Origin of the sequence: Alistipes dispar (assembly GCF_006542685.1) — a bacterium.
GTDB classification, from domain to species: Bacteria; Bacteroidota; Bacteroidia; order Bacteroidales; family Rikenellaceae; genus Alistipes; species Alistipes dispar.
The window spans coordinates 1,336,299-1,350,612 of the sequence record NZ_AP019736.1 but is presented as its reverse complement, the minus strand read 5'-3'; the positions used below and the strand labels follow the sequence as shown (position 1 = coordinate 1,350,612).

The following is a 14,314-nucleotide window of genomic DNA, read 5'->3' as shown; positions in this document are numbered from 1 at the left end:
GGATTCTTTAGTGTGCTACTGTCGTTTATAACCAACCTCCGTTTTCGGCTCCCGTTTCCCGGGCGATGACGGCGAATTCCTTGGAGATTTCGATGCCGCCCATGATCGTCTCCGAGCCGGGGCGGTTGCCGCCGCCGACCGCCTTGACGGTGATGCGTGCGACACCCGGTTTCGTGCATTTTATCATCAACTGGCCGTTGTACATTTCAGGCTCCGCCGTCATGCCGAGCTTCTCCATGTCCTCCTTGGCGATCTCCACGCCCCGGTAGGTCAGGTTCTGGGCCGATCCGCCGAAGTGCTGCGTGAGGGTGATGAGCTCCAGCCTGCCGGTCGAGACCTTCAGGCAGGGCGTTCCCTCGATCTGCATGAGCAACTGGTAGGCGTCCACGGTTCCCGTGCCCATCTTGCCGCGGTAGTCCTCCAGGTTGAGCGTCGCACCCGTGGTCTTGGTTCCCTCGAGCCGCGCGTCGATGTCGTTCACCGAGGTGAGGAGCATCGAGACGAACTCCTCGCGCGTGTAGTGCTTGCCTTTGGCCAGCGCATAGGAGAGGCCCAGCGCGGCGACGCCCGAGACGTGCGGGCAGGCCATCGAGGTTCCCTGCATGTAGCCGTAGTCCGTTCCGCTGATCTCCGAACAGAGCGTCGAGAGCACGCCGGCCTTCTCGCCGCCGCTCAGGCCGCCCGTCTCGCCGCCCGGGGCCGCGATGTTGCAGCCGGGACCGTAGCAGGTGTAGTAGGCCGGCAGTCCGTCGGCCGAGAACGACGTGACGGAGATGCAGTCGCGGTAGCCGCCCGGGTAGTCGGAGTAGGGCTTCGATTCGTTGCCCGCCGAGTAAACGGCCAGGCCGCCGTCCATCGCCTTGCAGTTGCTCTGGGCGAGGAAGTACCGGATCGCCTCGACCTCCAGCGGGGCCGATTTCTCGTATTCGCGGTCCGACCGGATGCCCGCGCCTTCGTAGCCGTAGGAGCACTGGAGGATCGAGGCTCCGTGGTCGGCGGCGTACTTGATCGCGCGGCTCACGATGAGGTCGGTGGCGTCCGTGGAGCCGGAGAAGATCTGGCACGACATGATCTGCACGCCGTCGCCGTTGCCCGTGCCTCCGGCCACGCCCGCTACGCCGAGCCCGTTGTTATTGACCGCGGCGACCGTGCCCGCGACGTGCGTGCCGTGTCCCGAATCGCCGTCCTTCTGGCCGTTGGGCAGCGTCTCGACCCGGTCCCACGAGATCGGAGCGTCGGCGGCGAAATTCCAGCCGTGGATGTCCTGATAGTCGTATTCTTTCGAGGGGTTCGGGTTGGTCCACATGTTGGCCGCCAGGTCGGGGTGGGTGTATTTCACCCCTTCGTCCACGATCGCCACGATGACCCGGCGGTCGCCTCCGGTGAGTTTCCAGGCGTCGGCCGCATTGATGTCGGCTCCGGCGAGCGCGGTGGTGGCCACCGCCTGGTCGGCGTTGTTGATGTAGTGCCACTGCCAGAAGAGGTTCGGGTCGTTGAAGTCCGACCGGACCAGACCGCGGGTCGCGCCGCGAGGCTCCTCGCGGAACGGATAGGCCTTGCCGTCGAAGGCCTTCCGGCGTTTGACGCTGAACTGGATCTTCGATATTTCGGCCACGGCGGCGAGCCGGCGGGCCGCTTCGTCGAGGTCCTGCTCCTCGTCGAATGCGAGGACGTACCACCTGTGCAGTCCGGCCGCGCGGGTGCGCGCCTCGTGCTCCCCGGCGTCGGGGAAGACGCGTTCGAGCGAGGTGACGTGCAGGTCGGCGAGAATCTCGTCGACCGGGGCGATGCCCGAGCGCGTCATGGCGCCGCCGCTGCGCGTCGCGGCGTATTGCGCGGCGGCCTGCTCGAGGGTGGGGACGGCCTCGTCGTCGAATTTGGCGATCAGCGTTCCCCGGGCCGCATGGGCGGAGGTGTTGCAGATCTTGGAGACGGCCGTTTCCCCGGCGTCGCCGGCCGTGCCTGCCGGCTCCTGGAGCGGATCGGACGTACAGGCCGCGAACAGCAGGGATGCGAAGATCAGAAATTTCTTGGTGTTCTGCATATACTTGTTTTGTTGAGAATGGTCGGCATGTCGTTATCGTCTGAAAAAGGGAAGCGGCCGGCATCATGCCGAACCTCCGGCCGCTTCCCGGACGGTTATTTCAGTCTTTTTTCGGCCCGCACGCCCGTTTTCCGGAAGTCGCCCGGCGCCGAAGCGCCTCCGGCGGCCGGACCTGCGGCGGTCGTCGCCGCGTCGGCCCGCTTCACGGAGGGAGCCGATGCCGGCATCGGGTTCACCGCGAGATTTCCCGGAAGAACCGGTTTCGCGGGGCCCGTGCAGCCCGCGCCGCCGCTGAACTCGGGCAGCTCGACGCAGTTCCGCGGGGCGAAAGCCTTCACGGCCTGTCGCCGCAGTTCGGCGATGCGCTGCAATGCGGCGCTCGGGAGCTCTCCGCCGAGGTCCTTTTCGGGATCGACGAGCATCATCTCGGTCATCATGCTGAACACCTCGCTGGTCGTTCCGGTGAAGAAGTAATTGAACGTAAGCCCCTGCTGCACGCCTGCGGGCGACGGTACGCAGTAGAGGTATCCGTCGGCGACGGCGCCCACGAACAGACCGTAACCGTAATAGATGGAGGTGGGCGATTCCAGCGGCGTGAAACCGAGGATCGTGCTTTTTCCCTTGTAGGTGGCCGGCGTGAGGTCCTTGTCGGTGTAGAGCGCCAGGACGCCGTTGTAGCCGTCGAAGGTCTGGTTGCCCGGGATGTAGAAGCCGAATACGGAACCGCCGCTCTCGAAGTCGATGCCCGAGAGGCCGTCCACGTTCAGCACCGTGCCTCCCGCCTGTGCGGTGATCTCGGGGTTGTCGGTCATCGTCACGGTGCCGATCTTCCGGCGCATCGGCTGTTCCGAGGAGTAATCCATCAGGTCCATGGCGTAGTAGTTCCACGCCGTCGATCTGAGCTTCTCGACCGAAGGCTGCTCCTCGGCGGAGAGGAAGTCTTCGTAAACGAAATCCTCCATGGCCGGGTTGTACGTGCCCGTGGTCTTGTAGGCGGCCTCCTTGATCTCGCTGATGTAGCCGTTGCTGGCGCGCATCAGCAGCGTGTACTCGCTGTCGCCGTTCAGGCCGGTCAGCATGACGCTGAAGTGTTTGTCGTTGAGCTGGGCGAGCTGCTCCTCGGTGAAGGGCGTGCCCTGGCTGTCCAGCAGCGCGTTCTTGTCGATGCCTTCGAGCCGACTGCTGCGGAACAGTCCATAGACGGCCGATTCGATTCCCTCGCCGTAGGCGTAGAACTTCGCCGAGTTGTCCGATGTCAGCCCCTGGCCCGCATATTCGTTGGTGGCCTCGAGACCCACCGTGAGGATCACCGGCTTTTCGTCGTCTGCGGCCACGTAGCCGAACGATACGAAGGCGTAGGAGCGCATCGTGCCCTCCTCGTCGTAGATGCAGCCCACGAGCGTGTATTTGCCCGTCTGCCTGTTCTCGACGCGGATCGTGCCGGATTCGGTGATCGAACCCTGGAACGTGTCCGGATTGTCCTTGTTCTTGTCCATGTCCTGAGCCGTCAGGCTGGCCTGTCCGTCGTCGAGCACGCCTTCGAACACCGCGTATTTCATCTCCCGGGCGTCCGCCGCGAAGGTCGCCGCGATCTCCACGACGCCCTCCTTCGGTTCGCTCTTGGCGAGCGTCACGGTGTAGTCGGGAATCACGACGCCCGGCATCAGGATGCGGTGCATTCCGTTCCGGTTGCCGTAGAAGAACGATCCCGCTTCCTTCTCCAGTTCGAGCAGGATGCTTTGCGCCGGGAAGGTGATGACGCCGTCCTTGAGCGTGCCGTACTGTCCGGCCGACTCCTCCATGACGAAGTTCTCGGCCACGTTGGAGGCGAATTTGAGCTCGCCGTCGCCGGAGTTGAGCGTCAGTCCGGTCGATTGGTAGGGCAGGAATACCCTGTTCGGGTCGCGGGCGTCGATGATCGTCCACACGTCGCGGCTCTGGACGTTCATCTGCTGGCCGACCAGCGCCGTGACGAGGGCGCTGTTATAGACCTTCACGCGGTAGTAGCCCGGAAGGTCCGTGCGCTGGTAGATTTCGACCTCGACTTCGGGGTAGGGGTTGAACGTCGAGACGTCCATCGAGTAGATGTCGCCGATCACCTCGTCGCGCCATTTGCCTTTGGTCGCTTCCCCTTCGGTCACCAGCTCCCAGCCCGCGCGGAGCACCGAGAACGAAAGGCTCGTCGCCCTGGGACCGTAGATCGAAATGTAGTGCGGATCTACGATGCGGATGTCGCACGTGTAGGTCTCGCCCTCCTTGGCGTTGGGGAAGGAGACGGTGAATTCGGTCTCCTCCTCGCCCGGACCGAAGACGATCGGTTCGATTTCGAAAATCTCCTCCGCGCTGGTCGTGATCTCGACCGGAACCGTGATGGCGTCGAGATACCGGGTGCGGCGGACCTTGTAGGTGATCTCGGGCTCTTCCGCGGGATCCAGCTCCACCTCCGTCGGCGAAGTCTGGGTCGGGAAATAGACGCCGTAGTTATCCGGGTCCTCCTCGGAGCCGGCCGTGTAGGTCGGGTCGTCCGAGCAGCCGACGGCCGCGAATGCCGCCAGGAATGCCCATAAGATGTATTTGAGTGTCTTCACAATTCGCTGATTTAAATGTTAGTAAGCATTTTTGCGCAGCAGGTCAGCCCTTCCACGGCTCGACCAGTCCCGACGGGTCGGGGTTGTTCTGCGTGGCGATGACGGGGTTGTTCTGCGTCTCGGAGCGGATGATTACGAAATTCCAGTAGGGAGCGCGTCCCTCGACGTTGAGGCGGTACGACGAGGGCGCGTTGGTCCCGACGTAACCGCGCTTGCTGGACATGTCGAGCCGCTTCATGTCGAACATGACGATGCCTTCGCCCCAGAACTCGATGCGCTTCTGGAGCATCAGCTCGTTGATGAACCCTTCGAGCGTTCCCGACTTGCTCGTGCAGTCGTAGGTCGCGCCGTTCATCATGCGGTAGGAGGTCATGAACTCGTTGAGCAGGCGGATGCCGCCGGCCAGGTCGCCGGCCTGCGCCGTGGCCTCGGCCTCGATGAAGTACATCTCCTCGACGCGCATGCAGCAATGGTCGGCCGCGCCGCCCACCTTGTAGTCGGCATAGGCGCCCTGCGCCGGGCGGAACTTGATGTTGGCGAAGTCGGCCAGCGACTCCTTGAAGTAGGTGTCGGCGTCGGGACGGCAGCTCTTGTAGGCGTAGGAGCTGCGGTCGGGGTCGAGCCACGAGTGGCGGCGGAAGTCGCGCGAGTCGATGCTGTAATAGAGGTTCCGGTTGATGCCGCGGCCGGCGTGGTAGGGAGCCCAGTCGTTTTCGCAGCTCATGTGCACGGTGAAGCAGAAGAGGTTGGCGACGCTCTCGCTCGGCAGGGCGAGGCCCCAGATCCAGGCATCGTTCGACGTGGCGCTGTTGAAGCCGTTCGTGGGGTCTTCCCACTGCTCCTGCGTCAGGGGCGTGCAGCCGCTGGCGGTGATGGCCTGCCGGGCGTACTCGGCGGCCTGGCGGTACGACTCGGCGTCGTTCTTGGCCGTGCCCCGCTCGAGCCAGGCCCGGGCCTTCAGTCCGTAAACCAGCGCCAGGCTGATCGTGTACTTGTCGGGCGCGGTGTAGTTCTCGAGCAGCTCCTCGGCGTTGTCCAGATCGGGGAAGATCACCTTGTCGTAGATGTCATCGACCTTGGCGCGGGGGTTGTTCTTGGCCTCGGCCTCGGTGGTCTCGGGCAGTACGACGGGCACGCCCAGCCCCAGCAGTTCGGGCGCTTCGGTCACCGTGTTCTCCTTGAATTCGTACAGACGCACCAGATCGAGGTAGAACATGGCCCGGTAGGTGTAGGCGAAGCCCAGGTAGGAGCGCTGCGTGGCGTCGAGCGAGGAGAAGTCCGAGGCGTCGATCTGCTTGATGACGTTGTTGGCCATCATGATCCACGTGTAGTAGTTGTCCCACGTGAGCGCGCCCACGGCGTAATCCGAACCGAGCGATACGTTGGTTCCCCACTGCGTGAACCAGTCGTAGCCGATGTTGCCCGTAACGACCAGATCGCCCGTCATGGACTCCGTGGCCAGGTGGATGGCCGGCAGCGAGAAGTCCCATGCGGCGCCGTCCTGCGCATAGCCGGTCGAGTTATACATGACGAGGGCCGCCGGGATGCCGCGGACGAGCGTCTCGAGCGTCACCTGGTCCTCGGTGGCGATCTGCGTGGGCGTGGCATCCTTGATACAGCCGCTCAGCGCGAGGGTCATGGCTGCCGCCGCGGCCGATATTTTGAGAATGTTTTTCATATGCGGAAAAGCGTTAGAATTGGATATTGATACCGCCCGAAATCGTGCGTACCGGCGAGTAGGCGGCCTGGGAAGTGGATCCCGTGTAGGAGTAGCGGGGATCGAATCCCTGACGCTTGGACCAGTAGCAGACGTTCTCGCAGGCGAGGTAGATGCGCAGGCGGTCCACGCCGAACTTCTGCGTGAACTTCGCCGGCAGCGTATAGCCCACGTTGATGTTCTGCAGGTTCAGGTAGCTGGCGTCCATGAGGAAACGGTCGGAGGTGGCGTTCTGGTCCTGATCCTCGTATTGCAGGCGCGGGATGTCCGACGAGGGGTTCTCCGGGCTCCATGCCTTGAGGATGTCCTTGTGCCAGTTCATACCCGTCGATTTGTTGGCCGGCGAGTACATGGCCGCCGCATAGCCCGAGTCGTAGGCCAGGCCGCCGATCTGGTAGGTGAAGGCCACGCTCAGGTCGAAGCCGCGGTAGCTGAAGCTCGTGCCGAAGCCGCCGTAGAGGTCGGGAATGGGGTCGCCGCAGAGGTAGTCCGACGCCTTGGCGAACTCGGTGGTCGTGACGCGCTTGCCCGTGGGGTTGCCCTTGCCGTCGGTCTCGTCCATGTACCACATGGATTTGCCGTCCTCCGAGACGCCGGCATACTTCTTCATGTAGAAGGTGTACATGGGAAGTCCTTCGCCGTAGAAGCTCGTGCCGCTGACGTAGCCGTAGTACCCCTCGACCTGCTTGTTGCGGCGTTCGGGCGGCAGCATGGTGATCTTGTTGCGCAGGTGCGTCATGTTAAGGTTGATGTCCCAGACGAGGTTTTCGCGGCGGATCGGCGTAAAGTTCAGCTCGATCTCGATACCGCTGTTGCGCATGTCGCCCACGTTGGCATAGTAGGAGGAGTAGCCCTTCGAAGGCGGCACGGGGAATGCCAGCAGCATGTCGGTCGTCTTGCGGAGGAAGTACTCGATGCCGCCGGATACGAGGCCCTGGCGGAAGCTGAACTCCACGCCGGCGTTGAAGTTGGAGTTGGTCTCCCAGGTGATGTTCTCGGAACCCTTGTCTTTGAAGACGGTCGATACCTCGCCGTTGGCGTTGTTGATCGAGTAGGTGTCCGTATAGCGGAAGTCGCCGATGTTGTCGTTGCCCTGCGAACCGATCGAGGCCTTCAGCTTGAGGTTGTCGAGCCACTTCTCGGTTCCGGCCATGAAGCCTTCGCGGCTGATGATCCACGCGCCGCCCAGCGACCAGAAGTTGCCCCAGCGGTGGTCGGTGTGGAAGCGCGACGAGGCGTCGCGGCGGTAGGAGGCCGAGAAGAAGTACTTGTTCTCGTAGTCGTACATGACGCGGGCGAAGTAACCCTCGTTGTTGTACTCGGTGCGGTAGGACGCGGCCGACTGCTTGTCGATGATCGCTCCGGCCAGCTCGTCGTTGTCGTCGGTGAGCATGTGGCTCTTGCCGGCCGAGAGGACGGAGACGACGGAGTTGTAGTATTCGTGGCCGGCCATGACGTTGATGTTGTGCGGGCCGATCTGCTTGGTGTAGTTCAGAATCTGCTGCGTGTTGTACTCCAGTTGGCGCTGGTGGCCCTTCTGGAGCAGGCCCTCCTCGCTGACGAACTGCCCGAAGTAGGGGTTGTAGTAGATCGTCGAGCGCGCCTCGTCGAGCGTCACGCCGGCGTTGAACGTGAACTTGAAGTCCTTGAGGAACGTGACGTCGAAGTAGGCCGTGCCGTTGAAGGCGTTGCCTTCGCTCTCCTGCTTGTTGAGGCGCGACTCGGAGAGGGCGTTGCTGTTGGTGAAGAGCGAACGTTCCATGCCGGCGTTGTCGCCGTTGCCGTAGTCGTAGAGCTTGATGCCGTCCTCGTTGTACCTGATGCGGCCCTCGCCGTCGCGGATGTAGAGCGGGTAGATCGGGCCGACGGTCGTCGTGTAGGCGAAGACGTTGCCCGACGAGTTGCTGGCGCCGCTGTCGTCGATCTGGTTGTAGCGGTAGCGCGAATAGGTGGCGTTGGCGCCGAACTTGAGCCACTTCTTGGCCTGGTAGTCCATCTTCAGGCGGCTGGTGAAGCGCTCCATGTCCGAGTTGTAAACGATGCCCTCGTTGTCGAGGTAGCCGAACGAGGCATAGGCCGAGGTCTTCTCGCCCGATCCGCTGATGCTGACGTTGTACTCCTGGCGGAGCGAGGTCCGGTAAGCGGCGTCGGTCCAGTCGTCGGGACGGACGTAGTACTCCTCGCCCTTGTAAACGAGGCGGCGGCCCAGCGTGGCCAGCGGATTGACCTTGCCGTTGATGCCGATGAACTGCTGCCCTTCGGGAAGCGTGTAGATCATGTAGCCCAGACCGCCGTCGCCGGCCGCACCCGTGAGGTTCTGGTTGGCCTTGTTGTGGGCCTCCATGGCGCTCATGTCCGAGCTGAGGTAATAGTTCTTCAGGGCGCCGTAATGCGTTTCGTAGAACTGCGCCGGGTTGGTGATGTACTCGTAATCCTTGACGGCGCGCGAATTGACGCCCCATTTGGCGTCCACCGTGACCACGGCTTCGCGCGACCTGGCCTTCTTGGTGGTGACCATCACCACGCCGTTGGCGCCGCGGGCGCCGTACAGGGCGTTCGAGGCGGCGTCCTTCAGCACGGTCATCGACTCGATGTCGTTCGGGTTGAGGTTGTTCAGATCGCCCGAATAGGGCATGCCGTCCACGATCCACAGCGGGTCGTTGCCGGCGTTGAGCGAACTGAAGCCGCGGATGCGGATCGAGGGGCTCGAGCCGGGCTGTCCCGAGGTGTTGGCGATCTGCACGCCGGCGACCTTTCCGGCCAGAGCCTGCGCCACGTTGGACTGCTGCGACTTGGCGATGTCGTCCGACTTGATGACGGCGGCCGAACCGGTGAAGGCCTCTTTCTTGGCCGTACCGAACGCCATCACGATCACGTCGTCGATGGCCTGCGCGTCCTCTTTCAGGACGATGTCGATGTGCGTCTTCCCGGCCACGGCGATCTGCTGCGACTGGTAGCCGATGAACGAGACGAGCAGCGTCCCGTCTTCGGGGGCTTCGATGACGAAACTGCCGTCCGCGTTGGAGGTGGTTCCGGATGCCGAGCCGCCGACCAGAATGGTCGCGCCCGCCACGGGCAGGCCCGTGTGGTCCTTGACCGTGCCGGTTATCCGGAGCTGCTGCGCGAAAGTCGCGAAGCAGACGCCCAGAGTGACCGTCAGTGTGATGAGGAGTTTTCTTGTCATATTGAAAAGTTTGGAAATTGCGTTTGCGCCCGAAAGTGCCGGCCGCGGGACCCGCCGCCTTCGGGAAAGGCCCTGAAAATCCCCCCCCCGGTCCGGCCGCCGGGCCGGAATCCGGAGAGAGGGGCTGTTTTCAGCGGCAGTTTACTTTAATGCTTCAATAGTCCGCGTCGGTCATGTCGTTCTTTTGGGATCCGGTGTATTTGGTGGCCGGACCCTTCCATTCGATCGTCAGAACGTTTTTGGTTCCCTGTTCCGTGTAACCGAACATTCCGTAGTCCAGCATGGTGAAGGTGAATTCCCACTCCTTGTCGTTCTTCTTGACCGTCAGGGTGGCCTCGTTGGGACATTGTTTCATCCAGGAGTTGTTGCATCCGTATCCCGTGCTGTACCGGCTGAGGTTCGAGTTGTTGAAATTGAACGCCCACTTGCATTCGGCGTCTTCGGTCAGATCGAAGTTGTCCCTTCCGACGTACGCGTCGGGCAGGCGGAACATGGGTGTTCCGATGAGACCGTCGATGCCGAAGTTGTCTTCGGTCTTGTCGGTCCGGAAATAGAAGATGTAGGCCGCGTCGATCATGTCGCCCGTATTCGAGTCGCGGAAGTTCGTGTCGTGACGCAGTTCCAGCGCCGTGACTTCCCAGTCCAGGAGCGTTTCGCCCGTCTCCGACTTGATCGAGACACGGGGGCGGAACGGCTCGACGGGCGTCATGTCGGTCTCCTCCTTGACGGTCGTGAACGTTCCGAACCATTCGCCTTCGAGTTTCGGACCCTCGGGGAATTCCACCGAGAAGCGCAGGTAGGTCCGCTCGCCGGCCTGGATCGTCGTCACCGTACCCGTCGCGCCCTTGACTTTGGCGTTGTCCCATGTCCGGTAGGCCCGGTAGTCGAAGATCCGCACCTGTGCCTCCTGCTTTCCGAAATCGACCGTCGCACCCTGTAATTGGGAGGTCGAGAGGTTGAACGAGACGGCGTAATGGCCCTTCGTCAGTCCGGCGGGAGCCTCGGCATCGGCGACCTGTCCGAATGTGAGGACGTTGGTGGCGGCGCTCTGGTAGAGGAACACCTTCTTCAGATCGTTCGTCTCGTGCGTTTCGCCCTCGGTCACCGTCAGGCTGTTCGTGCTCGCGTAGCCCACGACGGGATCGCCCGCATAGGCGGCACGCAGACGGCTCGCGCCCTTCTCGGCGTCGAGCGTCAGGGTGAGCTTCGAGCCCGACTTGGCCAGGGAGAGCGTGCCGGTCATGCCTTCGCCGCTCTCGAACTCGCCGCATGCGATCCGGATCTTTTCGGCGTCGGCCGTCGCCAGATCGACTTCGGCGGTCTCCACGCCGTCGGCGACCGTGATCTGCAAGCCGGCCGTCTCCTCGGAGGGGGCCGTCACGTCGGGATCGGCATAGAAGCAGTAGGTCGTCGCGGCGGCCGCGGCGTCGTGCCATTCGACGGCGCTTCCGATGCCGGTCACCGTCTTGTCCAGCTCGTACTGGTTCGTCAGCTCGGCGGGAACGGCCTCGGTGCAGGTGTTGTTGTACCGCGCCAGCAGCGTCTTGCCCGACTTCATCGTCACCTCGACATGGAGGTTGAGCGTCGAGGTCTCGGCGACCAGGTCGGCCTGCAGCGACACCTTCTCGACGTCGGTCTTCAGCGTGTTCCTGTTCACCGCGATGTCCTTGTAGGCGATCTCGAACTCGTCGGTCTCCGTATTGACGGTTCCCTTGGGGTTGCGGACCGCAATGCGCAGGAAGTCGTTCACCGCGGTCATGTCGTCCATGCCGGTCACGCCGTTCGAGGGCGAGAGGTAGAACGTGTAGAGGTCGGTGTCCTCCACCTCGTAGATCGCCGACTTGATGTCCACGGGATCGCCTCCGTCGTATTCGAACTGGTCGTTCAGCTCGACCGGATCGGGCGGGGGCGTCGGGCCGTCCTTGCCTTCGTTATCGTCGGAGCACGACACGAAGCTTCCGGCGGCGAGCAGCATCGCCCAGGTCAGGACGCGTAGTCCCGAAAGATAGCTCTTTTTCATAAGCAAGAGGGTTTAAAGGTTTTTGGGTGTAACGGCGCGGGTGGGCCGCACCCGCGCCGTTTCGGGGTTCCTCTACCGGAGCGAGAGCCGGCGTGCGGGGAGGGCCTGTGCGGGTTTCGAGTCCGCGGCGTCGCGCATCGTCGGGAAGCGCTGCTTTTCGGACGCGGGTTTCGCCTCCGGTGCGGCCGCGGCCGCGGGTTTGAACTCCTTGCCCGAGGAGACTACCGGGGTGACGCCGTCGCCCAGCACGACCGGACCGGTCCACGTGCCCGTGATGCTGTGGTGCAGCACGTCCTCGCCGTCCACCTCGAAGGTGAACCAGTTTTCGCCGCCCTCGGCCTTCGTGATCGTCACGGTTCCTTCGTAGATGCTGGCGTATCCCTTCATTGAGGCGATGTTGAGCCAGCCGTCGATGACGATGTGATCCGGATCGCTGTGGTATTTGGGATAGCCGTTGCCGATCGCGCTGCCGATGCCCAGCCAGCGTGTGCCGATATGGCCTTCGCCGCCCTGGTAGCCGCGGAGTGCGACACCGGGCCGCATCTGGGCCGGATAGCGGTTCGGCGAGAGGGTGTAGGTTCCCGGAGTGATCTTGCCCTCGTCGCCCGGCTCCACGAGCAGGTCGAGACGGACGATGTCGCCCTCGACGAGTTTGCCCGGATCGTTGTATTCGCCGGTCGGATCATGCTTGTAGGTTCCCGTGGCGAGACCGAGGTCGATGAACTGGTAGCCGCAGGCTTCCGGAGCGGGCGGAGTGACGGTGGTGAGATCGGCCACGTCGATCGTGCCCAGTCCGGGGACGAAGATCTGCGTCTGCGGGAAGCAGTGCGCTTTCTCCAGGTAGCTCAGGTCCATGTCGAGATCCTCGGTGAGCGTCGAGGAGCCGTCGTCTTCGCTGTCGTCCGACTGGTCCTCGAGCGGAATGTCGCCCTCGAAGCTGCCCTTGAACACGTAGCCCGTCTGCGCCTCGATTTCGAACGTGACGCGGTGACGGTTGTTGGCCAGCTCCTCGATTTCGATCGTGCCCTCCGAGCCGTACGAGTACTGGCCGTTCTGCGTCTGGTCGTCATAGGCGGCGTAGGTTCCCATGGGGATCACCATGCCGAGGATGGTCATTTCGGCGGCCGGCATCCACGTATCCTTCTTGTAGGTCGTGGCGGCCGTGTACGTGCCGGGGGTGAGCTTGCGTTCCTTCTTCGGGTCCAGGAACTTCGGACCGATGACAGTGAGCTTCACCGCATAGCCGAAGGGCTCGCCGGCGTCGCCCTTCTCGTCGTAGAAGGTCATTTCGATCATGCCGCCGCCGGTGTCATAGACGTCGCCGCTGTACACGCCCTGGGCATATACGCCCTTGAACTCGATGTCGTGCATCAGGTGCGGCATGGTGGGCAGCGTCGTGCCGTTGCCCACGCGCAGGTCGCCCTCGAACGAGATCGGATACTCCGTGCCCGCTTCGCCGACGATGCCGTCCTCGTCGAGGAACGTCGTGGAGATCTTGGCGATGTTCTGCGCGTCGCGCGAGATCGTGATCGGGCCCGAGAGGTGCATCTGGTTGTAGTTCGTTCCGTCGAAGTAGAGCACGAAGCTGTTGTCGAACGAATAGGTGTGGTCCTCCAGCCCGGGGCTTTCGTTGAAGACGCCCGTGGGGAAGGTCTTCCACTTCTCGCCGCTGTCGAGGTAGCAGTCGATGACCAGCATGTAGCCCGGCTCGGTGAGCGCGGCCTGAACGCCGCTCTGGATCGTGTAGGGCGCGTCGGTTACGGCGATGTAGTAGTCGTTGGCGCCCGAGGCGGGTTTCTCGCTGCCCAGCCACCAACTGAACACCGGCGTATCGAGGACGATGCCTTCGCCCTGCCCGCTCTGCTCGCTGTGGCGGGAGCATGTGCCGTTGTAGGAGGCCGTGAGCGTCTCGCCGGACTTCATGGCGGCGTCGAGGGTCATCTTGACCGTCGTCAGCGAGGTCAGTTGCAACGACAGCGTGCTTTTGGCCGTGTTGTCGGCCGAGGCGGCGGAGATGTCCACCTTCTTGTAAAGCAGCGAATTGCCTTCGGCGAGCAGGTCGATGTCGCCCGTCGGGGTGTCGGTTTCGATCTTGATGTAGTCGTCGGCCAGCAGCATGGCGTCGAGGTCGAGCAGGCCCTCTGTGGGCGAGAAGTAGAACGTGTAGGTTTTGCCCGTTTCATCGACCTGATAGACAACAGAGCCGATTTTGCTCTCGGTTCCTTCGTAAACGAACGAGTTTTCCCCTCCTCCCGGAGGCGGAGTGTCGTCGTCGCCGTCGTCCGAGCACGACGACCACAAAAAGCTGCACATTCCCAATACGGAGAACAGCAGGCACCACGGATAGAATTTCTTCATAGAGCTGATGATTTATGAAGGCCGGGAATCCCGACCGGGTTTGTCCTTGTCCGGCCCCGCGGCGGCCGGAACCGCCGCAGGGCGAAAATGCTCACTGCACCGCGAAAGCAGAAATAAGGGTTTTAAAAAAAAGGAAGCGTGGTGCCGAAGACTTATTTTAACAGTGAGGTTCTGGAATACCTTGGAGATAAAATAAGCAACAGCCCCACGCCTGTATCCGAAGAGACGGGTACAACGTAGAAAGGAGTCAGCTCATTCTCTCTCCAATTGAATTTTCCAGATTCCACTGTGAGAATAAACTTGCGCTTCCGCATCAAATATGTCGTCCAAATATAGGGAACAGATTTGAATTATGCAAGTGACCGCCTTTCATTTCGGAGCTGTTGCAGGGCAAAATTCGACA

General features: G+C 62.5%; 6 protein-coding genes. All 6 read right to left on the bottom strand.

Going from position 1 to position 14,314, the window contains the following annotated elements; all coding sequences use genetic code 11:
* Positions 1–25: 25 nt before the first annotated feature.
* The gene (locus FME97_RS05840; protein WP_141428314.1) at positions 26–2,044 is read right to left on the bottom strand and encodes a S8 family peptidase; all 2,019 of its coding nucleotides are present in this window, start codon (positions 2,042–2,044) and stop codon (positions 26–28) included.
* A gap of 95 nt (positions 2,045–2,139) precedes the next feature.
* Complete coding sequence (locus FME97_RS05835; RefSeq protein WP_141428313.1) at positions 2,140–4,632, bottom strand: hypothetical protein; 2,493 nt, start codon at positions 4,630–4,632, stop codon at positions 2,140–2,142.
* Between the two features lie 43 nt (positions 4,633–4,675).
* Positions 4,676–6,310: a RagB/SusD family nutrient uptake outer membrane protein gene (locus FME97_RS05830; protein WP_141428312.1), complete on the bottom strand. Its 1,635-nt coding sequence runs from the start codon at positions 6,308–6,310 to the stop codon at positions 4,676–4,678.
* Positions 6,311–6,323: 13 nt separating this feature from the next.
* Positions 6,324–9,533 (bottom strand): SusC/RagA family TonB-linked outer membrane protein, encoded by a 3,210-nt coding sequence (locus FME97_RS05825; protein ID WP_141428311.1) that lies wholly within the window; start codon positions 9,531–9,533, stop codon positions 6,324–6,326.
* 154 nt (positions 9,534–9,687) lie between these two features.
* Complete coding sequence (locus FME97_RS05820) at positions 9,688–11,553, bottom strand: hypothetical protein (protein WP_141428310.1); 1,866 nt, start codon at positions 11,551–11,553, stop codon at positions 9,688–9,690.
* Between the two features lie 72 nt (positions 11,554–11,625).
* Entirely contained in the window at positions 11,626–13,911 is a 2,286-nt protein-coding gene (locus tag FME97_RS05815; protein WP_141428309.1) for a hypothetical protein, read from the bottom strand.
* Positions 13,912–14,314 lie beyond the last annotated feature (403 nt).